The sequence below is a fragment of the Leptospira sanjuanensis genome (assembly GCF_022267375.1).
In the GTDB taxonomy this organism is placed as follows: Bacteria; Spirochaetota; Leptospiria; order Leptospirales; family Leptospiraceae; genus Leptospira; species Leptospira sanjuanensis.
On the sequence record NZ_JAIZBH010000001.1, the window covers coordinates 909795 to 933471 of the forward strand.

General features: G+C 46.6%; 22 protein-coding genes and 1 pseudogene. 16 read left to right on the forward strand and 7 right to left on the reverse strand.

Annotated features, from left to right (window positions below):
* The first annotated feature begins 62 nt into the window (after positions 1-62).
* Both LFX17_RS04090 and LFX17_RS04095 read left to right on the forward strand, forming a co-directional pair.
* Positions 63-1151 carry a helix-turn-helix domain-containing protein gene (locus LFX17_RS04090; protein WP_238729155.1) on the forward strand — a complete coding sequence of 363 codons (1089 nt, stop codon included), beginning with the start codon at positions 63-65 and terminating at the stop codon, positions 1149-1151.
* A gap of 197 nt (positions 1152-1348) precedes the next feature.
* On the forward strand, positions 1349-1804 hold the full coding sequence (locus LFX17_RS04095; protein WP_238729156.1) for a PaaI family thioesterase: 456 nt from the start codon (positions 1349-1351) through the stop codon (positions 1802-1804).
* A gap of 62 nt (positions 1805-1866) precedes the next feature.
* On the opposite strand, the gene LFX17_RS04100 is transcribed toward LFX17_RS04095, so the two are convergent.
* Together LFX17_RS04100 and LFX17_RS04105 are read right to left on the reverse strand one after the other, a co-directional pair.
* Positions 1867-3018 carry an Lcl C-terminal domain-containing protein gene (locus tag LFX17_RS04100; protein WP_238745188.1) on the reverse strand — a complete coding sequence of 384 codons (1152 nt, stop codon included), beginning with the start codon at positions 3016-3018 and terminating at the stop codon, positions 1867-1869.
* 294 nt (positions 3019-3312) lie between these two features.
* A complete protein-coding gene (locus LFX17_RS04105) occupies positions 3313-4491 on the reverse strand; it encodes an Lcl C-terminal domain-containing protein (RefSeq protein WP_238745190.1) in 1179 nt (392 codons plus the stop codon).
* Between the two features lie 763 nt (positions 4492-5254).
* On the opposite strand from LFX17_RS04105, the gene LFX17_RS04110 reads away from it, so the two are divergent.
* Both LFX17_RS04110 and LFX17_RS04115 read left to right on the forward strand, forming a co-directional pair.
* Positions 5255-5695: a host attachment protein gene (locus LFX17_RS04110; RefSeq protein ID WP_238729159.1), complete on the forward strand. Its 441-nt coding sequence runs from the start codon at positions 5255-5257 to the stop codon at positions 5693-5695.
* A gap of 222 nt (positions 5696-5917) precedes the next feature.
* Complete coding sequence (locus LFX17_RS04115) at positions 5918-7465, forward strand: glycerol kinase 5 (protein ID WP_238745192.1); 1548 nt, start codon at positions 5918-5920, stop codon at positions 7463-7465.
* Between the two features lie 29 nt (positions 7466-7494).
* On the opposite strand, the pseudogene LFX17_RS04120 reads toward LFX17_RS04115, so the two are convergent.
* Positions 7495-8036 (reverse strand): annotated as a pseudogene (locus tag LFX17_RS04120) (hypothetical protein).
* On the opposite strand from LFX17_RS04120, the gene LFX17_RS04125 reads away from it, so the two are divergent.
* The 4 genes from LFX17_RS04125 to LFX17_RS04140 all read left to right on the forward strand — a co-directional run bounded on the left by LFX17_RS04125 (position 8026) and on the right by LFX17_RS04140 (position 13756).
* The gene (locus LFX17_RS04125) at positions 8026-9264 is read left to right on the forward strand and encodes an alpha/beta fold hydrolase (RefSeq protein WP_238745194.1); all 1239 of its coding nucleotides are present in this window, start codon (positions 8026-8028) and stop codon (positions 9262-9264) included. The pseudogene LFX17_RS04120 and the gene LFX17_RS04125 sit on opposite strands and share 11 nt — an antisense overlap.
* A gap of 245 nt (positions 9265-9509) precedes the next feature.
* Complete coding sequence (locus LFX17_RS04130; RefSeq protein ID WP_238729162.1) at positions 9510-11369, forward strand: SpoIIE family protein phosphatase; 1860 nt, start codon at positions 9510-9512, stop codon at positions 11367-11369.
* A 45-nt stretch (positions 11370-11414) separates the two neighbouring features.
* Positions 11415-12797, forward strand: coding sequence for an ammonium transporter (locus LFX17_RS04135; protein ID WP_118955618.1), 1383 nt, complete (start codon positions 11415-11417; stop codon positions 12795-12797).
* Between the two features lie 287 nt (positions 12798-13084).
* Positions 13085-13756 (forward strand): LIC11874 family lipoprotein, encoded by a 672-nt coding sequence (locus tag LFX17_RS04140; RefSeq protein WP_238745196.1) that lies wholly within the window; start codon positions 13085-13087, stop codon positions 13754-13756.
* Positions 13757-13884: 128 nt separating this feature from the next.
* Here LFX17_RS04140 and LFX17_RS04145 read toward each other — a convergent pair whose 3' ends face one another.
* From LFX17_RS04145 to LFX17_RS04155, 3 genes are all read right to left on the reverse strand, one after another.
* The gene (locus LFX17_RS04145; RefSeq protein WP_238729164.1) at positions 13885-14316 is read right to left on the reverse strand and encodes an acyl-CoA thioesterase; all 432 of its coding nucleotides are present in this window, start codon (positions 14314-14316) and stop codon (positions 13885-13887) included.
* 145 nt (positions 14317-14461) lie between these two features.
* Positions 14462-15211 (reverse strand): menaquinone biosynthetic enzyme MqnA/MqnD family protein, encoded by a 750-nt coding sequence (locus LFX17_RS04150; RefSeq protein WP_238745198.1) that lies wholly within the window; start codon positions 15209-15211, stop codon positions 14462-14464.
* Positions 15208-15462, reverse strand: a complete 255-nt coding sequence (locus LFX17_RS04155; RefSeq protein ID WP_238745200.1) for a hypothetical protein — start codon at positions 15460-15462, stop codon at positions 15208-15210. Before LFX17_RS04155 ends, LFX17_RS04150 begins: the two co-directional genes overlap by 4 nt.
* 76 nt (positions 15463-15538) lie before the next feature.
* Between LFX17_RS04155 and LFX17_RS04160 the strand changes: the two genes are divergently transcribed.
* Positions 15539-15808, forward strand: a complete 270-nt coding sequence (locus LFX17_RS04160) for an STAS domain-containing protein (RefSeq protein ID WP_238729166.1) — start codon at positions 15539-15541, stop codon at positions 15806-15808.
* Between the two features lie 11 nt (positions 15809-15819).
* Entirely contained in the window at positions 15820-16692 is an 873-nt protein-coding gene (locus LFX17_RS04165; RefSeq protein WP_238729167.1) for a CheR family methyltransferase, read from the forward strand.
* Between the two features lie 40 nt (positions 16693-16732).
* Here LFX17_RS04165 and LFX17_RS04170 read toward each other — a convergent pair whose 3' ends face one another.
* Positions 16733-17254 carry an HIT family protein gene (locus LFX17_RS04170; RefSeq protein WP_238729168.1) on the reverse strand — a complete coding sequence of 174 codons (522 nt, stop codon included), beginning with the start codon at positions 17252-17254 and terminating at the stop codon, positions 16733-16735.
* Positions 17255-17338: 84 nt separating this feature from the next.
* On the opposite strand from LFX17_RS04170, the gene rsmH reads away from it, so the two are divergent.
* Genes rsmH through LFX17_RS04200 form a run of 6 tightly spaced genes read left to right on the forward strand, consistent with a single transcriptional unit; the run spans position 17339 to position 23658 of the window.
* The gene (gene rsmH / locus LFX17_RS04175) at positions 17339-18295 is read left to right on the forward strand and encodes a 16S rRNA (cytosine(1402)-N(4))-methyltransferase RsmH (protein ID WP_238729169.1); all 957 of its coding nucleotides are present in this window, start codon (positions 17339-17341) and stop codon (positions 18293-18295) included.
* A gap of 1 nt (position 18296) precedes the next feature.
* The gene (locus LFX17_RS04180) at positions 18297-18659 is read left to right on the forward strand and encodes a hypothetical protein (RefSeq protein WP_238729170.1); all 363 of its coding nucleotides are present in this window, start codon (positions 18297-18299) and stop codon (positions 18657-18659) included.
* Complete coding sequence (locus LFX17_RS04185; RefSeq protein WP_238745202.1) at positions 18628-20265, forward strand: UDP-N-acetylmuramoyl-L-alanyl-D-glutamate--2,6-diaminopimelate ligase; 1638 nt, start codon at positions 18628-18630, stop codon at positions 20263-20265. The genes LFX17_RS04180 and LFX17_RS04185 overlap by 32 nt, the downstream gene beginning before the upstream one ends.
* A 56-nt stretch (positions 20266-20321) precedes the next feature.
* On the forward strand, positions 20322-21434 hold the full coding sequence (mraY, locus tag LFX17_RS04190) for a phospho-N-acetylmuramoyl-pentapeptide-transferase (protein ID WP_238729172.1): 1113 nt from the start codon (positions 20322-20324) through the stop codon (positions 21432-21434).
* Entirely contained in the window at positions 21431-22585 is a 1155-nt protein-coding gene (locus tag LFX17_RS04195) for an FtsW/RodA/SpoVE family cell cycle protein (RefSeq protein WP_238745204.1), read from the forward strand. The genes mraY and LFX17_RS04195 overlap by 4 nt, the downstream gene beginning before the upstream one ends.
* Positions 22582-23658, forward strand: a complete 1077-nt coding sequence (locus tag LFX17_RS04200; protein ID WP_238745206.1) for a UDP-N-acetylglucosamine--N-acetylmuramyl-(pentapeptide) pyrophosphoryl-undecaprenol N-acetylglucosamine transferase — start codon at positions 22582-22584, stop codon at positions 23656-23658. The genes LFX17_RS04195 and LFX17_RS04200 overlap by 4 nt, the downstream gene beginning before the upstream one ends.
* Positions 23659-23677: the final 19 nt, after the last annotated feature.

Consider the following 23677-nt stretch of genomic DNA (forward strand, 5'->3'; position numbering starts at 1 on the left):
CGCGGATTCAAGGTCTCGTCGCCCCGCCCCATGGGGAGGAACCCGTTTTTCAGGAGAATTCTTTGATCGGTTTAAATTTAGGAGCCTTTGCGATCATGGGCGGATTGATTCAATCCGTATTGCTTGCGTTCTTTTTCTTCCGCTCCGGTAGGTTCGGGGGAAGAGCCTTGCTTTTGGGTTGGGCGTTTCTGCTATTGTCCGTTCTATTTTCTCTGGGACTTGCGTTTCAAACCGGATTCGTATTGGAGTTCCCGCATTTGTCCCGCGTAGGACATCCGCTGAGCGCGCTCGTGGCTCCTTTGTTCGCCTTGGCTCTTCAGAAATACTTCGGATATCCGAAAGAAAGAAGAATCTGGATTCTATTCTTCTTCGCGGTTCCGGCTTTGATTCTTCTTTATTCGATTCCGCATTACGCGATGGGTTGGGACGAAAAACTGAAATACGTTCTGGAAGATCGGGTCTCTCCTCACTTGGAATGTGTAGTCATCGGAGCCGTAACCTTGTGTTTCAATTTAGCCGTTTTTTTAAGGATCTACTATCGCCTGGGAGTGTTAGGCGAAGAATTTTCCGGTTCTTCGTTTCGGGAACTGCGCGTTTTCGGAAGATTCGTCTCGATTTGTATTCTGCTTTTGGCGGTCTCGGTTTGTTTGTTTTTTATTTTTCCGGGACTCAGCTCCGAAACGGTCAGCACTGCGGCCTTGTCGATTTGGGTGATCGTCTTCGCTTGGTTTCGGGTTTACTCCGAAAACGCAGCGGAACGTTCGGAGGATAAGGAAGGCGCGAAATACAAAAAGGCGTATCTAAGCGAAGAATCGGTAGAAAATCATGGAAAAAGAATATTCCAAATATTGAATGAACAAAAGCCTTTTTTAGATTCGGATTTCGATCTGGGAAGTCTCTCCGCGTCGCTTGGAATTTCCGTTCATGCGGCTTCTCAGGTGATCGGAAGGTATTTCGGAAAAGGATTTTTAGAACTCTGCCGTGAGTTCAAGGTCGCAGAGGCCGAAAAACTTCTCCAAACAACGGACTTGCCCGTTTTGCGTGTCGGTTTCGACGCGGGGTTCAATTCTAAAACGGCCTTTCTCCGAGCGTTTAAGGAAGAGAAAGGGATGACACCGAGCGAGTTCCGGGAAAAACAAAAGTCCGTTTGAAATCCTCTGGGATTATGATTTGCGGGTTGTCGCTGATTCCTTTTTTCTAAGTGAGGATTCCACACCTTTCAGAGACGGATCGGATCGAAAAAATCATTGCAAGAGGGGCTTTTCGGAGAATTGTATATAACATGTTCCTTTTTGGTTTGATATGAAACTAAAAAGGATCGAAAGAAGAATTAGAAAAGGATACGTTCATGTCCGAGGCCATTGCACAAAACATAGAGGAACATTATCGTAAGCTGGAGAATATGTATCACGGGGCGCCCGTGAACGAATATTTTAAACCGAAACTCGCGATCGCAAAAGGTTCCTCCGAACTACGAATTCAAATTCGGGAGGATTTTTTTCACGCGGCGGGCGCGACCCATGGAGTCGTATATTTCAAAGCTGCGGATGATGCGGCCTTTTTTGCGGCCAATTCGCTCGTAAAAGGAAATTTCGTTCTAACCTCCACGTTCAATTTGACTTTGCTCCGGCCGATTCAAACCGGAATTCTTCTCGCAAAAGGTTTGGTCGTTCAAAACGCAACGCATCAGATCATCGCCGAGGCTTCTCTTTGGGATGAGAGAGGAAGAGAAATAGGAAGGGGAATCGGAAATTTCGCAAAGAGTGCGATTCCTTTGACTCCGGAAATCGGTTATAAACTGTAGCCCGTTCCTTGGAAACACATTCAATTCATTGAATGTGTTGTTCCGAATCGAAGATCGCTCGCTCAATTTGTCGTAACGCAGCGTACGGAAAGTAAACTGCTTTTGTCGTTCGTAGCCATTTGCCCGTTTGCAAAGCTCAAAAGCATGGCGAACGTTTTGACGTTATCGAATGTCGTCGAAGTCCAATGTTGACCCGGTGTATTCGGGAAAACCGGATTGATTAGGGGTGCGGCCGGTTGTGCGTAATCCGCGAGACTTAGAAGTTCGTTCAGGTTGGGCAATCTCCAATCTGAACGTAATGCAAAATTCAGCGTTTCACAAAAGTTCCGGGCTCCGTTCCAATCTTGAGTGTTGACGACTCCTGCGCAGGCGGGGGCGATCAACCCGTCGACGCATTTCATCCAAAGAAGACCCGTATTGGAGTCGGTAACCGTTCCGTCTCCGTTATCCACGAATGCGGGCGGGGCAATCGGATTTCCGGAAACACAACGAAGATTGATGATCGCGGCTTGGGTATTCGAATAAAAACCTAGGTTGGGAGCGTCGAAACGAATTACGGCATTGTTTCCAACGTTGAGAGGATCTAGGGTGTTGGTCCAGTAGCCTAAACCTGAAAACGTATTCGGGAATTGACCGTCGATATGCGGATTGTTCGTATAGTGAAGTAAGGAAGCAAGCTCTCTTAAAGTTGGAATTCTCCAATTCGTTTTTCCGGCATATCCTTTGCCGCCGTTGAGAGTGTTCAATTCCGTGCAACTTCCAGCCAAACCCGCGTTTGCGTTCGTCCAGCTAATCGAATTCGGAGCGCCGACAGAACAATTGGAACCCGATTGTCCTTGAACACAAGATTTCCATGTGAGACCGTGAAGCGTATCCAGAGTCGTATAATCGGTCGGGTACTTGCAGTGCTGCGTTGGCCCTACGAAATTTCTCGCATTGGGAACGTTATTGTATTCTCCGTCTTGACCGGTGCCTAGGCAAGGCGTGCTACCTCCAAGGGCGTTATAACAAGTGGTTTGTCCCGTATCTGCGACCGCGTTCGGATTGAAATTTGAAAATCCGGTCGGACATTCGTCTTCGGAGTTCTGATTATTTTGATTTTGCGAAGAGACAACCCCGATCATATATTGCAGCACTACGTAAGGCGGATCCGGTTTTTCGGGGGCTTTTACGCAGGAAAATAAAACCGCAAAAAAAAGAAGTATAAATCTCATGGCGTTGTCTCAAGATTCGATTTTGAAAATCATAGTTGAAAAAAAGAATATATTGATATTCTAATTCGTTTCGGAATCAATGCCGACTGCGAAACGTAGGCTATGGATTTCAATCCATCCTTCCTACTTGATTGATCGAATTTGAAAATCAATTTTTATGCGACAGAGTGTTCAGATTATAATACTTATCTGCTCTCAAGTTTTTCCGTGCCTCGAAAGAGAGGCTATTTTCTTCGGATCCTTCTTCCGAGAAAAATCGTAAGGAGAATGTTGTGTTAAAATAATCAAATTGAATTACGGCGGACTTGTGACGCAGATCGCGCTTGCCCCCATCGTTTTTACTACGCTGCCTACTTGTCCATTGTTGAAATTGATCGCCAAACTTTGCGAAAGCATGGCCGCTTCTTGATTCGTGGTCGAGGTCCAGAAAATGTTCGCGGGAAAATTCGGGAATGCAGCCGTTAGAATCGAAGGATTTCCTATGTTTACATAATCGACGATGCTTAACAATTCGTTGATGTTCGGAAGTCTCCAGTCGCTCCTTCCCGCTAATACTAACCCGTCGCAATTTGTAAGAGCGGAGTTCCGGTTTCCTACAAAGAGCACACCGGCCGCACAGGCCGCGCCCGACCTTCCCATCGGACATTTGGACCAAAGGAGATTGGTGTTTCGATCGGTGATCGTTCCGTTTCCGTTGTCTTGAAAGAAAGGAGCGGGCGTGGGATTGCCGGATACGCATCTTAGGAACACATTCGCATTCTTTACGAATGGCTGTATCGAGAATCCGGGATGGATAAAATCCACCACCCATGCCATCGTAGTATTCGGTCCATAATCGGTAATCGTTAGATAGAGGTTGCTTTGATCCGCATTGGGAAACTCCGTCGTTTCCATAAAAACCGGCGCGTTTCCGTAATTGACGATCGATAAAAGTTCGTTAACGGTCGGAATTCTCCAATTGGTTCTTCCTGCGTAACCGTTCCCCGTATTCTGCGCGTTGAGCGCGTTGCAAGACCCAACGCCGCCTAACGTGGCCGCATTCCAACTGATGACCGAAGCGGCTCCCGCGCACGCCGCACCCGTTTGCCCCTCGGGACAGGTTTTCCAAACCAGCCCGCGCAAATTGTCTAAGGTCGTATAATCCGTTGTATATAAAGAATGTTGCGTCGGTCCCGTGAAAGAGCGGATATTCGGAACATTGGTAAACTCCCCGTCTTGACCCGTTCCCGTGCACGCAGTGATCGCCCCCGCGTTGGTATAACAAGCGATTTGTCCCGTATCGCTGATGACGCTCGGGTTATAAGAAGGTGCAGGTGTTGTCGTTCCCGAGCCGTCGGAAGTTTCGTTTTGGATCGCTTGCGCGGTAAGATATTGAAGCAATTGAAACGGAGGATCGGGTTTGTCGGGCGGTTGAGCAATACAATATAAATTGAATATACAAAAAAAGGTTAAAAGTAATGCGCTCTTTTTCATAAAACCTCGATGCCGAATTTAAATTACGTTAGAAAAGAAAAACCCCAAGTATGTCGTATCTACGTTGCTTTTCTTATTTTAAAACCGATAAAGCGGATAAAAAGATTTCAGGTTATAGTATGGGTTGTTAAATGAAGCGGGAGAGGCGTTCGAATGCTTTCGAATGGGAGAACTGTCCGGACTTTGCACACGCGGAAACGAAAAAATATTAGGAAAAAGAAATCGATCAAAGCGTATCTACGTAGATACTATCGTTTTTATCTAAGGTGCGTTCGTAACGCAACGGACATATCCGCCGCTGGATTTATCCAAGAAGGAAGTGGAAAGACCGTCGAAAAATACGCTTATGGTTCTATCTTTTAGAAGAAGAGGGTGATTCGATGTTGTGGAAGTCCCAAAAAAGCCGGATTCTATTCTGGAGTTTTAGTTCAATCTGTCATTGAACGGATACGTAGAGTCTCATTGAATCATTACTTAAATGGGATATTTGTAACACCAAAATCAAACGTTCGTTCTGCAACCGTCTTGCTTTCTCCTTCTTTCTTTCTGTTTGTTTAAAAAGGGGTTGAAGTTTCCGTTTCGCTCGTATAGAACAGGGTGAAATCTTTTTACTGCCGCAGGAATGATTCTAAAAGATCGTTGCGAGGTTTGTCTTTCTTAGCTTCTTTGAGAGTGTTTGTTTGACTTAACTATTTCGAATCAATACGCAACCGAAGAAAATTCGCATCTCGTTCTATAGGAATCACTCGATAGGGGAGTCTCTATGAAGAATAAATGGGTAGTGGTCGCAAATCGATCCGAAGCGAAAATTTTCGAGTATAAGGGATCAAAGAATGGTCTCGAACTTCTCGAAAGTATCGAAAATCCGAAAGGAAGAATGAGAAACCGTGAATTGATCGGAGTCTCCGGTCCCGCCAAAAGCGCCAAGGCGCAAAGGGTGGCTTATGACACTTCCTCCCTGCAAGAACCGAAACGAAAAGTTGCGGAATCCTTCGCCAGCCAGATCTCCGATGTGATCACTCAAGGAAGAAAGTCGAATCGTTTCCTCAGCCTCGTGCTCGTTTCCGAACCGAGATTTTTAGGAATGCTCTTGGACAAAATGGATCGAAAATCCCAGTCGATGATCTTTCATAAGATGGGAAAGGACATTCCTTCGACGAACAATCAGGAGATCCTAGAACACCTTCGAGGAATCCTCGTATAAAATCGGAATTTCATCGTCGATTCAAGTTCGAGGAAAATGCCTTTCGAGTTTCGGGAGGCATTTTTTTTCCCGATTCTTTCGTTTGAAATAAGACCTTTTCCAATCGTAAAACAATAGACAGAATCGTCCGTCTTCGGTTATCTAATTTTTTTTGATTTCATTTCGGATCTGAATCCGATATGGATCTGTTTGCGTTTATAAGATAGAAATTCGGAGATACTCATGGCCCAATCGCAAGGCAAATACGTCCTTTCCATCGATAGCGGAGGAAGCGGAATCCGCGCGTTTTTACTCGATCGCAAAGGGAAGATCGTCGAAAGACAATACGAAAAAACTCCTCCGAATATTCCCGAAGCCGGGGCTTTGGAACACGATCCGGAAGTTCTCTGGAAGGCTCTGACATCTCTTCTGAAAAAAATCCAAAAGAACAAACAGATCGCGAAGGATATCGCAGCATTAGGAATTTGTAATCAACGCGGTTCCTTTCTTCTTTGGGAAAAGTCTTCCGGGAAACCTTTGACTCCGTTGATCAGCTGGGCCGACGTTCGTTCTTATAAAACCGCCGAATCGATGAACCGCAATCCGCTCTGGTTGTTCATCCGTTTTATTTCCACGATCATCGGAACGCTTACCAATCACCCGATGATGATCGCGACTTCGATGTTACGCTTTACCACGGATCACGCGACTTGCAGACTCAAATGGGTTTTGGACGGAAATCCCGAACTTAGACAAAGATGTAAAAAGGGAGAAGTTCTTTTCGGAACTTTGGATACGTGGTTTATCTACAAACTCACCGGCGGGAAACAACATCTCACAGATTCGTCTAACGCGGTCGCTACGGGAATGTTCAATCCGTTTCAGCTGATCTGGAATCAGCCGGTCTTTTCGATCTTCGGAATTCCTTCCAAACTCTTTCCCGAAGTCAAAGACAGCAACGGGGACTTCGGTCATACTTTGCCGGAATTGTTAGGCGGACATTCCGTTCCGATTCGAGCATCGATCGGCGATCAGATGGCGGCTCTTTTCGGTCAGTGTTGTTTCGAGCCGGGAGAAGTGAAAATTTCCCAAGGTTCGGGAGCGTTTGTGGACATCAACATCGGACCGAAGGCCAAACTTTCCCGTCGAGGTTTGTTTCCCATGATCGCGTGGAGAATCGACGGTAAGACGACCTATATGCTCGAAGGTTTTGTCGCGACCGCGGGAACTCTGATCGACTGGCTCGGAAAAGGGATCGGACTTTCCGACACTCCGAAAGTGTTAAACGAACTCGCTTCCCAATCCGAAGACACCGAGGGTGTCGTGTTTATTCCGACCCCGACCGGCGCCCGTTTTCCGTATTTCAATCCGCGCGCAAAAGCTTCCGTGATCGGACTTTCTCTTGCGACTCACAGAAGACATGTTGCAAGAGCGGTCCTCGAAGGAATTTCTTTGAGTCTTTATGAAATCTTAGAAGGAATTCAACAAGATACGAAAGTAAAGATCAAGGAGATCAAAGTGGACGGAGGAGTTTCTCAATCCGATATTCTTCTGCAATGTCTTGCGGATTTTTCAGGCGTTCGCGTCGATCGCGCACCCGAGCCGGATATGACCGCGACGGGCGCCGCTTATCTTGCCGGTCTTTCGATCGGTTTTTGGAAGAGTCTCGAGGAACTCAAGAGTCTTCAGAAAGGATACAAGTCTTTCGATCCGAAAATGGATCCGGCCAAGAGAACGCAAAAGATTCAGAGATGGAAGAAGGCGGTCGCCGCTACTCTTTCGATCGAATAAACTTCGTTTAACAATTTTTACGAAACGGATTATTGGCTGAATCGAATGGAACTGATGACGGTCGTGAGTTCGCCGACGAGATAGGCGGGAGGCATCTCATCGCTGTTATACGTTAGCAGAGTCATTCTTTTTTGATTGGCGATCATATAGATCATCCAAAAACGATCGTCCTTTACGAACTCGCAGGCCATGATCTTGCTTCCTTCTTCGTTTTCAAAAGAAGCGACCTTATCCTCTTCAAAGTCGATTTCGTGGGTTTTGAGATAACGTTCCAATTCTTCCCGAAGATTATAACTTCCCGCTTTGTTTTCAAACGCGTAAACTTGCAGAGCGCCCGTTCCGTTTTCCTCGAAGAACGCGGGAATTCCTTCGATCACCATGTGAACCCAATGCGCGGGAATGACCATGGAATACCATCCGTTGGGCGAAGTATAGAGCTTATATTCCGGGGTTTGTGACATCGTGGAACTCTGGATTCCTTACCAGATTCTTTTCTTGGATTTTTCGGGCAAGCAGCTTCTATTGGTTGACAATTCGGAATTTCGATTATTTTTAATTCTGTGATCGCCATTCTTAAGAATCGTAGAAGTCCGTTCTACTTAGCGACTACGTTTCTCATTCTTCTTTTATTCGCCTTGTTCGCATCCACACTTGCATTTATCTTTACCGGCGTTTTGATTCTCATTCTTCTCATCCATCCTCTTTTGCTGAACTGGATCGGAAAGTTATACGGCCAGGAAGATATTGCCGACGAGGTTCACTTTGCGAAAACGAAGGACGGATGGAATCTCGCGCTTCACAGACATATTCCTCCGCAGCCGAATCCCAAACTCGCTCCGGTTTTGGTCGTTCACGGAATCGCGACGAACAAGTTCGTGGTCGATCTGGATCGAAGACATTCTCTCCCGTATTATCTCAAGCTGAGAGGATACGAAGTTTTTGCGGTTTCGTTGCGGGGGTGCGGCCGATCCTATCACGAAAGTCCGACCCGTTACGAGGATTTTACGTTCGACGATATCGTGAAATACGACGTTCCCGCGATGATCGAAAAGGTGAAAAAAATTTCCGGTTCCGATCGTGTTTCGTATGTGGGACATTCGATGGGCGCGATGATTCTATATTCACATTTTTGCATGTCAGAAAACAAAAAGGAAACCAAGGACATCGCCGCGTTCGTTTCTCTCGGCGGTCCGGGAAATCTGAATCATATCGGAATCACCCTCATCGGTCTTTTGTCCCGTTTCCCGCGTGCGAGAAAGATGTTGGATTTGAAATTCGGAGCTTCGATTTTGGCGCCCCTCGCCGGAGAATTGTATACCCCGATCGACGAAATTCTTTACAACCCGAAGGTGACTTCTTCCAAAACGGTGAAGAAGATCATGAAGAACGCGATCGAAAACATCAGCGACGGAGTCACCGAACAATTTATGAATTGGATCGAAACCAAACGTATGCATTCCCTCAACGGTTTTTACGATTACGTCGAACTTCAAAAAAATATTTCCGTTCCGGCTTTGTTCATCGCGGGGGAGAAGGACGTGATCGCAACGCCTGACGCGGTTCGCTCCGTTTACGAGAACGCAAGTTCTAAGAAAAAAGAATTCAGGGTGATCTCGAAGGCCAACGGTTCTTCGGACGACTACGGTCACGCTTGTCTCGTGATGGGCGATCGCGCAGAAGACGACGTCTTTCAATACGCGGAAGCTTTTTTGAAAAAATACGGATTGCGTGCACAACCCAGCCTTGCTTCCAAGATCAAGGAAGGAATTCTCTCCACAGTTTCACGATTTCGTCGCTAAGATCCGGAGAACCTCCGGAAAGTTTAGTCCCATTCCCTTCTCAATTTATCGTTAAATCTGCTAAAATTTTAGGAGATCTGATTTTTCTGTGCCTGTTTTACGGGCATTTTATAATTCGAGGCATTTAAAACTGTCTTTATTCTTAAAAAAAGGGCAGATTCTCTGCGTTTTTCCTGGTACGTTTCTTGCAAAGGAAAAGCAGAAGCGAATTCAAGGAGCCTATCCTTTTCCTTGGAGTGCAGTTTATGATAGATATAAAATTTGGTCAGCGCAAAGTAGTCAGTTTTCGGGGAAGTCATAAGGTCGTCGGCGGCCTTACGGAAAAGAATAAGATCGATATTCTTCTCTACATCAGTAAGGAATTTTCCTCGGTCGATAAACACGAAGAACTTTATGAATCCGTAATCAACATCTGCAAGGACATCTTCGAGTGCGATAATACGACATTGAGAATTTGGGAGAAGGGACTTCTCGTTCCGGTCCGTTATCTTTTGGAAACGACGCCTCCGAGAAGAAGCGTCACCGAAAACGAGGGTTATTCCGGTCACACGTTCAAGACGAAGTCCTCTTTGCTCGTTCAAAATCTCGCGTATCATCCCGAATACATCGACGAGGGAGAATCCACTCTTTCCGTGATGTGCGTTCCGATTCTTTACAAGGACGAAGTCTTAGGAACGATCGCGGTAGAATCGGAGCATAGTTTCTTTTACATCGAAGACGATATCGAAATTCTCGAGGCGCTTGCGGCGCAACTCGCTCTCGCCCTGACATCGGTTCGTTTGATAGAAGGTCTTGTCGAAGCGAACCAAAGAGAGGCTTCCATCCTCAAGCAGCTCGAGTTCGATATGAAGATGGGAAGAAACGTTCAGAGTCAGATCATCAACACGAGCATTTCCCCTTGGAACGGGATTCATTTCGGAACGTATTACGAACCTATGACCGAGGTTTCGGGAGATTACTTCGACGTTGTGCGTCACGGGAACGCGGTTACGATCATCATCGCGGACGTTTCCGGTCACGGGATTCCCGCGGCGCTCGTAACGATGTCGATTCATTATCAATTCCGAAGATGTACGTCTCTCGGTTTGGGTTTGACCGAAACGTTAACCGAACTCGGCGAATCGATTCGTCCTCAGCTTCCGGACGGAACGTATTTTACGGCCTTTATTCTGAGAATCTACGGAGACTATTCGTATTCTTACGTGAACGGTGCGCATCAAAAGCTCATTCATTTCAGAAACGATACCGGCGTGATCGACGAACTCGATTCCAACGGCGTTCCGATGGGAATTTTCGAAGTCAGCAGAAACAACTTCGAGGAAAAACACGGGCGCATCAATCCGGGAGACATTCTCATTCTCACCTCGGACGGAATCGTGGAACAAAAAAATCCGGAACGTCAGGAGTTGGGTAACGCGCGTTTTTTGGAATGGATCCGTCAGGAAAAACAAACACTGGAAGAACAAAGGGACCGCATCTACGTGGCGGATCTCGTCGATTCTTTGATTTCGCGTTTTAAACGTTATAAGGGAGAGGCGCGAAACGGGGACGACATTTCCATCATGGCTCTTCAATGTAATCCGCTTTTGAATAAGGCGAAGTCGATGATGAACGTCGCAAAGGCCGCCGCGAAGGAGAAAAACGATTCTCTCGCGTATGATAAGGCGCTCGACGTGTATTCTTTGGACGATTCGATCAAGGACAGCCTTCTTCTTTTGGGAAGAATGTACTACAGGGACAGGAATTTTCCGAAGGCCATTCAGTTCCTGGATAAGTTCGTAAAAACCTCCGGAGAAGATTCGGCTTACATCCACTATCTGATCGGAAGGGCGTATTACGAGACGGAGAACATCAACGAAGCGAAACGTTCGCTAAAACGTTCTCTCGCGATCGATCATACGTATTCGAAAGCGAGTCTTCGTTTGGCGAGATGTTATCTCAAGGAGAATCAAAGTCCGAAAGCGATCAAGGTTCTTCAGCAGGGAATTAAATCCGCGCCGACGAACGAATACTTAAAGATCTCTCTCAAAAAATTGGAGGATCTGATGCGTAAGAAAGAAGACTCTTCTCCCTCCGGAGAAGCACAAGCGAAACTTGCGGTTTAACGAACCGATTCGATTCAAATAAATAAAAAAGGAGATAAACTCTGCATGCGTTGGTGTTTTATTTTAATCCTCGCTTTGTTGACTACGGGAATTTTCGCGCAAGAGGCGCCGGTAGCCGAAACCGTCGTCGCGACTCCGGACCCTGCGGCCGTAAAAGCGGTCAGCGACGAAGTCGCAACTCTTAGATCGGAGATCAATTGGCTTTGGACTTGTATCGCTGCGTTTATGGTATTTTTTATGCAGGCGGGTTTCGCCTATGTGGAAGCGGGTTTTACCCGAGCTAAGAACGTCGTGAATATTCTGATGAAGAACTTCATCGACTTCTGTTTGGGTTCGATCTTTTTCTGGCTTTTGGGTTTTTCGATCATGTTCGGTCCTCAGTTGCTGCCCGGTTTCGGAATCGGAATGCCGGGTCTTGCGGAGAATCTGATCGTCAAGGACGGAGTTCCGGATAAGTGGGGATTCGCGTTCTTCATTTTTCAAATGGTGTTTGCGGGAACGGCCGCGACGATCGTTTCGGGTGCGATGGCGGAAAGAACCAAATTCGTTTCGTATATCATCTTCTCCGTTTTGATGACCGCGCTCGTATATCCTTTCTTCGGTAGTTTGGCTTGGGCGGGACTTTGGGGACTCGGAAAAGGATTTTTGGAACAACAGGGATTCATCGACTTTGCGGGTTCGACAGTGGTTCACTCGGTCGGAGGTTGGGCCGGTCTTGCGGGCGCGTTGATCCTCGGACCTCGGATCGGGAAATACCAAGACGGTAAATTATTTCCGATTCTCGGACACAACATGTCCATGGCCGCACTCGGTGTTTTTATTCTTTGGTTCGGTTGGTTCGGATTCAATCCCGGCTCGACGACTTCGGTAAACGGGGGAAACTTTGCGGTCATCGCGGTTACGACCAACATGGCGGCGGTTTCGGGTGCATTGGCTTCGATGATCGTGACTTGGATCATGTTCAAAAAGCCGGATATCGGTCTTTCCTTAAACGGCGCGTTAGCCGGTCTTGTGGCGATCACCGCTCCTTGTGCAAACGTCAGCATTTCTTCCGCGGTTATCATCGGATTTATCGCGGGAATTCTCGTGGTGTTGAGCGTTTTGTTCTTCGATCGGATTCACATCGACGATCCTGTCGGAGCAGTTTCGGTTCACGGAGTTTGCGGGGCGTGGGGAACCTTGGCCGCGGGACTTTTTGCACAGGAGAGTTACGGCGGGGTGAACGGTCTCTTTTTCGGGGGAGAATTGAGCGTGGTTCTTACGCAGCTTACCGGAATCGGAATCGCCTTCGTCTGGTCCTTTGGAGTCAGCTCGATTATCTTTTTGATTCTGAAATACACGTTGGGGCTGCGGGTTTCCGAGGACGAAGAAATCATGGGATTGGATATTTTGGAACACGGAAACGAAGCATATCCGATTTCGAAATAGGCTCCGAAGCCCTTTCGAAAATCGGAAACTGTGGGAACTCCTCTCCGAGGAGGAAAAAAGGCGGCGGTTCTTGCAAGAGGCCGCCGTTTTTGTTAGAGTTCCCACAATCAAAGTTTTACCGTAAGTTCCATAATTTGCTGGAGTTCCCACATTTCTTGCTCTAACGGAGAAATCGAGACGGAACCGGGACTTGCACGAACGTCGATCGCGCCGAGTTTGTCGGACCTTCTCCGATCTTGTGGGACAGTTTTCGTTGACGGAATCGTTTTCAGTCTCAGATTTGATGCATGAGCCTCGTTTTCGGCCGAATATCCAAGTTTTTCGTCTTCGGCATTCTGCTACTATTCTTCTCCAATTGTTTCGATTACGAGGAAACTCTCACGATCAACTCGGATTTTTCCGGAACATTAGAAGTTTCGTATGTAGTTCCGACCCGCAGAAATTCGGACGAATCTCTTATTAAATTTTTACCGACACAAAAAGACGAAATCTTGGGAAGACTCAACAAAGGATTCTTTTCCAAAAACGTTGGCGTAAAGGATTACACGTTTCAAAAGATCGTGACTCCCGAAACCGATCCGAGTTTGTTCCGCGAAAAAGCGAAGGTCTATTACAAGATAGAATTTCAGGATCTTTCTCAGATCGAAGACGCAATGCTCGGAAAAGTGCAGGTTCGTAAAAAAGGAAATACGATCTACGTGAAACGGGAAATTCCTACGATCAGCCGCCCCCCCGAAACTCTCAAAAAAGACGGCGAAAAGAAAATCTATTCCGAAACGCTTCGTTTGCTTCGGACCAGTTCCATTTTGTTTAAGGTAAACTTTCCGATCGCTTCCGTTTGCAGATCCAATCGCGGAGACGTAAATCTCGGTCGACTCAGTTACCGTTTGCCTCTCGCTGAAACCATTGAAAAAACCGGTAACAATTCCTGGGATTATAGAATCACTGTCATTTATTGATCGTAGCGACCATCCGGGGTCTTCGACATCAAAGGTTAGAATTCGAGAAATTCGTCTCTAGATCGGAGATGGTTCCATCGTCTATTACCGGGAAACGAATCCTTACAATGCGGATTTTGTCGAAACCCTCAACCGTTTACTTTCAACTTTAAAAGAGCGGCGAGCTGCGGATCGATCTTTTTCAAACCTCCACGGTTTGCATCCACGCAGGCGTAAATCAAAACACCGGAACAAAGAAAGGATTCTCCGCGAAAGATCGCGATGTCCCAGAAAATTTTTACGCCTGAGTACGAACCCTTCACGTAGATCTGAATATCTTCGTCGAAGCGAGCGGGAGATTTGTAATCGATGGAACAATGAACGACGTGAAAGTCGATTCCGAATTTCGAAACCGATTCTCCGTAGGGAAGTCCGAAGGAGCGGAAGTATTCCGTGATTGCGACGTCGAAGTAGACGAGGTAATTGGCATTGAATACGATGCCCTGCGGGTCTGATTCCGCATAACGTACCCGGAGAGTATGATGGAATTCGAATGTTTTTTTGTCGATTTTCTGTGCCATACCGTTTTAAAACCGCGAGCGATCGACGCGTGGTCAATAAATTGCTTTTTTAAGGCCGTTTTTGCAATTTATTGACCGAAGCGGAGAGCGCGGTCCTGCGGAACTCGTCGCGCCGCTTTCAAAGGATCGTAGCGCAGGACGCGGCCTACAATAGATTCAAATTCCCGCATTTTTCTCCGAAAAGCGCAAACCCTTTTCGATCCTCTTCCGTGACTTTATAGTGCAGCTCGTTCGTGAGATATTCGCGGACCACTGATTCGGACATGCGGGATTCGTGCGCGATGATCTCTTCTATGTGGGAGATTCCATATTCCAAAGATTGAATGAACATGGAATCGTCGACTTGCAAAGGTTTTTTGCTCGCCCACAATGCGAATATGAATCCGAGACCCGTGATTTCGTTCCACCACTGCGCCAAGTCTTTGACTTCGTAATGATCGCTGTTCCACTGTGCGAGCAGCGCGTTGTCGCCGAAAAGCATGTGTGATCCGATCCCGTTCGCGATTCTTTCCTGAATCGATTTGGAGTCGGTCGGCTCCACTTCGGGAACGAATCCGCTTTCTTCATGAACCAAAACTCGCACCAAGGACATGCTCGTTTTGGAACCGTTGTCCGTTAAGATCAGCTTGGGAGGAAAGGTTTCCTTTTTATTTTTAAAGAATAAAATCGATCGGACCTTTTCTTTTGCACAAACTCCGGTCGCATAGTATGTGTTGAGAACGTCCGCGTTCCGAAGACATTCTATGGAAGAGATCAAACCCAGATCGATCGTTCCGTTTAAAAGATAGTCCTTAAGGATCGCCGGATTTTCGGGAATGATTTCGTGTTCTTTGTTTTTTTCGAAACCCCAAGTCAGGGGTCTTGCGTTCAGATGTTTGACGATTCCTATTTTCAACTGTGCTCTCTTTCTAAAAACTCTAATAAGACCGGATAGTCCCGATTGGACAAATATAGAATCGCGCTATGATTTGCGGCCGGAACGGCCGCTCCTTCCAAAAAGAACAATTCTTCCCCCACGACGAAATAATGGATTTCGTACGCGTCCAGGAAAGATTTTACGATGGAAAGAAGAATCGGGTCCCCGGTTTCCCAGTGGGCCGAAAAATCTCCCTCGTCTTCTTGTTCGTTTCTTTCGAATGGTTCCACGGCTGATTCAAAAAATATTACGGTTGAATTCTATTTTTTATATCGTCTTATTTTATCAATGGTTTTCAACGAGAAAGTGACCATCTCTCTGAAATTGAACGACCTAACTATGGAATATGAGGACCTGCGTAATTATCTAAATTCTTATCTTGAAACGAATCCGACCTCGGTCGTTTTGGATTTTAGTCAAATCGAAGTGATCTCCTCCGTCGCTCTCGGCACTCTGGTGGGATTCACCAATCGAGTTCGTGGTCTCGGAATCGCAGTGGAGGCGATCAACGTTTCTCCGCGTCTGAAGCAGATTCTTAGGCTTGTATCTCTTGACAGAGTTTTCGGCTCGTTATAAACCATCATACTATGACAGAAAGCCAATTCGGCATGACTACGATTTCCGACGAGGAATTTCAATTCATCAAATCTCTTATGTACAAAGAGACTGGAATCTTTCTTGCGGATCATAAAAAAATCATGGTTCAATCCCGCTTAAACGGGAGAGCCAGACATTTCGGTTTAAAGACGGTTTCGGAATACATCGGAAGACTCCGGGCCGATCACGGTTTTTTTAAGAGCGAACTCACCGAACTCATCAATCGGATCACGACCAACAAGACCGATTTCTTTCGGGAGAATCATCACTTTGAATTTTTGAAATCCACATTCTTTCCTTCCGTGGAAGAGAAGGCGTCCAAGAACGGAAAAAAGACGTTGAGAATCTGGTCTAGCGCGTGTTCGACGGGCGAAGAACCGTATACGATCGCGATCACATGTCTCGAATACTTCGCATACAAACCCGGATGGGACATCAAGATCTACGCTTCGGACATCGATACGAACGTCATCAATACAGCGAAGGAAGGAATCTACAGAGAGGATCGTCTTCAACCCGTGGATGAAAAACTTAAGAACAAATACTTCATCAAACACAAGGACCCGGAACGAGGCGAACTTACGTATCAGGCCAAACCGGAACTAAAAGCGCTGATCGATTTTAGGAAAGTCAATCTTTTGGAAACCCCGTATCCGATTTCCGAAAAGATGGATTGCGTATTTTGCAGAAACGTAATCATCTATTTTGATAAGCAGACTCAGAAAAAGATTTTCGAAAATTTCGAGAAGGTCTTAAAGGATCGCGGACTTCTCGTAATCGGTCATTCGGAAACTTTGTTCGGGATTTCCGAAAGTTATAAGTTTCTCGGACACACGATCTATCAGAAGAAGCCGGTTATTTGAACCGCGGCCCGTAAAGAGCTTCACCGAATTCGAAACGCCGCTATTCCGAAAACTCTTTCCAGATTCGAATCCATTCTTTCTGCATCTCGAACGGTTCGTAGATTACAATTCTTGAATTTGCTAATACGTCCAAAAAGCCCGCCTCGTTCGGGAAACGCGGAACGATATGTTCGTGAATATGAGGAATCGATCCGCCTGAATTTTTTCCGAGATTGTAACCGAGATTGAAGCCCTGAACGTTCCAAAGTTTTTTCAAAATGGAAATCGCTTTCGCCGTTCCTTCGTGAATCTCAAGGGCTTCCTCTTTGTTGAGTTCTTCGTAGGAAAGAATATGACGTTTCGGAAATATGATGAGATGTCCGGGATTGTATGGATATAAGTTCACCGAAACCACGGTGAGTTCCGTTTCGGAAACGATCAGATTCGGAACCTCGGGATCTCTTCTGCAAATTCCGCAAAGGATACAATCCACTTCGGGTCTTTTTCCTCGGGCGTAATCCAGTTTATGAATCGAAAAAAGATTCTTACGAGGTTCGTCCCATTGCGAATTCGATTCTTCCATTGACCCTAGAATAATTCCGAGCCGATCCGTGTCAAAAGAGAATCTCCTTGCAGGACCGACTGTTTGGAAAAGAATGGAAACAGTTTGGAACCGGTTCATTATTCAGTTCAAGGAAAGGAGATTCTTCAAATCTTCGCGGAGAATTTCTCCAAAGAAGATCCCGTATTGTTCTTGGATGGAACCGCGGGCGAAGGCGGACATAGTCTTCTGTTCTTAAAGGAATTCCCAAATTCCAAAGTTATTCTTTGCGACCGCGATCCCGTGATGTTGTCCCGCGCGATGGCCCGCATCGACGAGTTCAAGAGCAGAGTCGTTCCGATCGAAACGAACTTCTCCGAAATCGATTCTTCCCTTTTGCAATCGCACGGAGTCCTCGAAGCTCCTCAGGGAATTCTTTTGGATCTCGGGATTTCCACGTTTCATCTTTTCCATTCGGGAAGAGGTTTCAGTTTTCGGGAAGCCGAACCCTTGGATATGCGTTTGTCTCCGAACGCGGGGCTCAGTGCGCAGGACGTTCTCAACACGTATTCCAAAGACAAACTCATGCACATCTTTTATACCTATGGAGAAGAACGCTGGTCCAAAAAGATCGTCGAAGTGATCGTCGATCGTAGAAAACGAAATTCGATCTCATCCGCTTCCGAACTCGCCGATCTAGTTTCCAAAATCATACCGCGTAAGTTTTGGCCTCCCGGAAGACATCCGGCGACTCGGATCTTTCAAGCCCTTCGGATCGAAGTCAATCAGGAACTCGCTCATATCGAAAAGGGGCTGGATTCGCTTCTTCATCTTCTGCGCCTCGGAGGGGTGATCCAAGTCATTTCGTTCCATTCTCTCGAAGATCGGATCGTAAAAAACGCGTTCCGCGATTATGCGAAACAAAACGGATTCGAACTACTCACGAAAAAACCGATTCTTCCTTCCGAAGAGGAAACAAACGAGAACCCGGCTTCCCGTTCGGCAAAATTGAGAGTGCTCCGAAAAACGAAATCGGTCGATAAGAAATACAGAAAGGAAGATTTCGAGGAAGAGGAAGAATAGAATGTCGTCGCTTTCCGCGTTTTTCAACCGGCCCGTTTGGAAGGACCTCGGGATTTTATTTTGGAACCTGGGAAAGGTGATTCTATTCTTAAGTTTATTTTTTCTTTATGTTTGGCAGAACGTGCAGGTTGCGAGATTGAACCGCGAGATCGGAATCGCAACGGGCGAAAAGATCAAACAAATCAAAAAGAACGACGACTTAAAGATCGGAGTCGCGACCTACACTTCCGCGAGAAGAATCGAAACTCTTTATCGTAAAACATACAACTATCTTCCCATCACCGTGGGAGATAGAATCATCACACTGAATTTACCTCCCGAAAAAAACGAAGATGAGAATGAAGTTAACCAATCTTCTCCGTGAATTTCCCGAACTCAAAATCCGATCCTTGCCCTCCGGAAAAAATCCGGATTCGATCGAGATCGGTTATATCCAATCCGATTCGAGAAGGGCAAACGAAGAGGACATCTTCTGCGTAGCCGATTCGGTCGGTTTAAAAAAGGAAGAATTTATTGCGAACACGAAGGCTTCCTTGATTTTACAACGCGAAGAATCTGAAATCCGGACATCCGGCTATTCGGATACGATCCAATCGAATGTCGGTTCGGCAAACTTCGTCGATTCGTTGAACGCCGCTTCTGCGAATTCGCGGAATGAAACTTCGAATTCCGCTTTCAGAATTCCTTCCTCCAAAACCGTTTTGGAATACGAAGGCGATCCCGAACAACTCCAGGGAAGAATCGCTTCGTTCCTGCTCGGTCATCCTTCCCGCGATTTGGAAATCGTCGCCGTTACGGGAACGAACGGAAAAACTTCCCTGACCAACATTCTCTTCGCATTAGCAAAAGATCAGGGAAGAAGCTGCGGTCTTATCGGAACGATCGGAGTCAAGTTCGGCGATCGTCTGATCGACACGGGTTATACTACGCCGGACGCTTCTTCCTTAAATCTCATTCTCAAACAGATGAAGGACGAGGGAGTGAATACCGTCTTTATGGAAGCGAGTTCCCACGGCTTGAAGTTAGGGAGAATCAACGGAATTTCCCTGAAGGCAGGGGTTTTTACCAATCTCACTCAGGATCATCTCGATTTCCATCCGAGTATGGAAGATTATTTTGAAAGCAAGTTTCGTCTTTTCGAGATCCTGGATGTTTCGAAATCTCCGTTTGCGGTTTTGGATTACGCTTCTCCAGGAGGGAAAGAACTCTACCGGAAACTTTTAAACAGATTGCCGGGTTTGTCCGTAAGTGCGTTAGACGGAACCGAAAACGAATGGCGGGTCGCGAACGCTTCTCTCACGCTGCAGGGAACTTCGTACAACTTGAGTTTGCCGGACGACGGAAACGCGCAGACAGACGATCGTTCTTGTACGATTCGAACGAATCTATTGGGTTCGTTTAACGTTCGAAACACCGCGCTTGCCTTTATTACGGGCGCGCGTTTGGGTTGGGATCACAAGAAGATGTTTTCTTCTTTGGAAAGAATTCCTCAGATTCCCGGAAGGTTTCAGATCGTTTACAGCAAGGATCGTTCGCGGATGGCGGTTGTGGACTACGCGCATACGCCGGATGCTCTTGAAAATATAATCTCCAGCGTGAGGGATTCTCGCCCGAAATATTTGATCACTCTGTTCGGCTGCGGAGGCGATCGGGATCGAACTAAACGGCCGAAGATGGCGCGTATCGCGGAAGAACTTTCCGATCAGGTGATTTTGACCTCGGACAACCCGAGAACCGAACAGCCTGAGGCGATTTTAGACGAGATTCAAACCGGCTTTTCGAAAGGGTTTATTCCTCTTTTGCGCGAGGCGGATCGGGCCAAGGCGATCGCGGAAGGCGTGGCGCGTTTACCCGAAGGCGGATGCCTTCTCGTGGCCGGTAAAGGACACGAGGAATATCAGATCGTCGGCAAGGAAAAACGTCATTTCAGCGATGTGGAAGAAGTTCAAAAAGCGTTCGGCCTTTTTTAGAAATTTTCCGATACAAAAAAAGAACCCTCCGTTTTCTGGAAAACAGGACAGGCAAAATGTTTTATTATCTCTACGATCTTTACTTCAATCATCTCGATTCTCTTCGGATTTTCAGCTACGTCACCTTTCGCGCCTTGATGGCGGGTTTGACTTCCATGCTCGTTACGTTTTGGCTCGGACACAGGGTGATCGACTTTTTATACGGACTCAAGTTCCGCGAATCGGTGCGCGACGACGGTCCGAAAACCCACGAGGCGAAAAAGGGAACTCCCACGATGGGGGGACTTTTGATCATCGGATCGCTTTTGCTTTCTGTTCTTCTTTGGGGTAATTTAAAAAATTTGAATATAGTTTTGTTGTCCGTTTTTTCCCTTTGTTTTTCGGCTCTCGGTTTTGCGGACGATTATATGAAGTCCGTGAAAAAGATCAAGGGCGGGATGCGCGCGCGAACCAAGTTCGTCCTTTCGATCCTGATTTCACTCGCGTTTTGTATATTATTCTTTTATTATACAGGATTGACCCCGGAAGGACATTCCGGTAAGATTCCGTTTCATCTGACGGATCTGTTTTTCCCGTTCGTCAAGGGGCCCGTGATCGCTCTCGGAATTCTCGCGATTCCTTTTTCCATCATCGTCATCATAGGATCTTCGCACGCGGTCAATCTTACGGACGGATTGGACGGACTGGCAACCGGAACCGTCGCGATTTCCGTCGTTACGCTCGGGATCATCGCGTATGTTTCGGGCACGCCCGTTGTCGCGAACTATTTGAACATTCCGTATTTGCCCGGTGCGCACGAATATTCCGTATTCTTATCCGCTCTTGCGGGAGCGCTTTTGGGATTTCTTTGGTTCAACGCGCACCCGGCCCAGGTGTTTATGGGAGATACTGGTTCCTTATTTTTAGGGGCGACTCTCGGGATGGTAGTGATCCTTTTGAAAAAGGAAATTCTTCTTTTAATTTTGGGAGCGATCTTTGTCAGCGAAGCGTTGTCCGTGATTCTGCAAGTAGGTTCGTTTAAGTTGAGGGGCAAGCGGATCTTTAAGATGGCTCCTTTGCATCACCACTTCGAGTTGGGCGGTTTGAAAGAAACGAAGATCGTGATCCGCTTTTGGATCATCGCGGTCATTCTCGCGATCATCTCCTTGTCCACTTTGAAGATTCAATGATCGATTTTCTCGCAAGAAAGTGGAGGGAGGTTTGGCTTCCGGGAAAGAATTCTCTGGACGTCCTTCTGATCGTAACGATCTTTATCCTTCTCTTCACCGGTCTTTGCGTGATGTATTCCTCTTCGAGCATCACCGCTTGGAGGGAGTTTAAGGATTCCGAATATTTCCTAAAAAAGCAGGCGATCTGGTCCTGCATCGGTCTTGTTTTCTTTTTTTTCTTCTGCAATTTCCCGTATCAAAAACTCGAAAAACTCGCGTTTGTCGGAATGATCGTCGCGATCGGTCTGCTCGCGTTGGTTTTTATTCCGGGAGTGGGTAAGTCGGTTTCGACGTACTACGGAAGAAACTTCCACAGATGGATCGCGATCGGTCCGTATCAGTTGCAGCCTTCCGAGGTGGCAAAGGTCGCGGTGCTGATTTATCTCGCATCTCTGTTTCAAAAGCTGAAGCTGGAGTCGACTCCCGATTACAAGAAACTTCTGATTCCCACCTTACTGCTGTTAACCGTAATCGTTTTGATTCTTGTGGAGCCCGCGTTCGGAACCACGCTGGAGATTCTTTTCGTAATTTTGGGTTTTATCTTTTTATTCGGCTTTCCGTTCCGTAATCTGCTCGTGGTGGGAATCGTTTCTCTTCCCTTGATCTACATTCTGATCGATCGGGTCGGTTATCGGAAAAAGAGGGTGGAAGTGTGGTTGGACCCGTATCGGTACCGTTTCGACGAAGGGCATCAGCTCGTGACCTCCTTTCGCGCGTTTTTGGACGGGGGTTGGTTCGGAAACAAGCTGGCCGGAGGTTATGCCCACCGTTATTTAACATACAGCCATACCGACTTCGTACTCGCGACGTTTGTCGAAGATTTCGGTTTTATCGGTTTTATGATTTTTATTTTTTTGATCCTTCTTCTTTTGTTTAGAAGTTTTTATCTCGTCCAAAAGGTCAAAGACCCGTTCGGCTTTTATTTGGGGGCGGGAATTCTGATCATACTCGGAACCCAGTTCATCATCAATATGTTCGTGGTGACGGGGATCTTTCCGATCACGGGGATCAGTTTGCCGTTTGTGAGTTACGGGGGATCTTCGATTCTCATCGTTTTGATCTCTCTTGGAATTCTTGTCAATATTACGCGAAAGGAAAATCTGGGTCTATGAGATCGATCGTAATCGCGGCCGGCGGAACCGGCGGACATATTTCACCGGGCGTGGCCCTGGCCGAAGTATTGACCGAAATGAAAGAAAAAATCGGATACGAAAACTTGTATCTGTATTCTCTGGTCCGCAATCGGAACAACCCGGATTTGGAACAGGCGCCTTGTCCGGTCTTATGGCACAACCTTCCTCCGCTTTTCAGCAATATTCTTCTGTTTCCTTTCCGTTATACGTTTCAGATACTTAAGACTTTTCTTTTATTTAAAAAATTGAATGTAGACGTCGTGATCGGAATGGGCGGTTACTCGACCGTTTCCTCCATTTTATACGGAATTCTCTTTCGTAAAAAGATCTATCTCTGCGAACAGAACACGGTGCCCGGAAACGTGAACCGGTTGTTTTTCCGTTTTGCAAATAAGGCCGCGTTCAGTTTTCCCCCGAAAAATTCGGCGATTCCCTGCGATTATCAAGTTCTTGGCAATCCTCTCCGTAAAAAAACGATTCCTAAGATGTCTTTGAAATTTTCCGAAAAATACGACACGAAAAAAAAGAAGCAGTTCAACGTTCTCGTGATGGGCGGAAGTCAAGGCGCGAGGCAGATCAACAACATCGTGGTCGCTCTCATGGGCCACGAGGAAATCAACACCCAATTTCGATTCCGCGTATTAACGGGTTCGGCATTGTACGAAGAAGTTTCCAAAAAAACGAAGAAGGACGCGGAACTGATCTCTTATTCGGATAACATGAAAGAACACTACGAATGGGCGAATTTCGTGATCGCACGTTCCGGTTCGGGAGTTCTTTCGGAATGCGCCGCGTTCGCCTTGCCGATGATTCTGATCCCGTATCCGTACGCGAAAGACGATCATCAGATGGCCAACGCGAGATACTTCGAATTGAACGGAGCCGCCGTCGTTTTGGATCAGAAGGACGAGGACGAATCCCATCTTTTTCGGATCTTGGATCAAATGGCAAATAACGTGTCTTTGTTAAACGACATGTCCATCAGTTCTCTTCAGTGTTCCCACGTGGACGCGTCCAAGGACACGGCGAAATATTTCTTTTCTCTCGATTGAAAATGGATCCGAATACGAA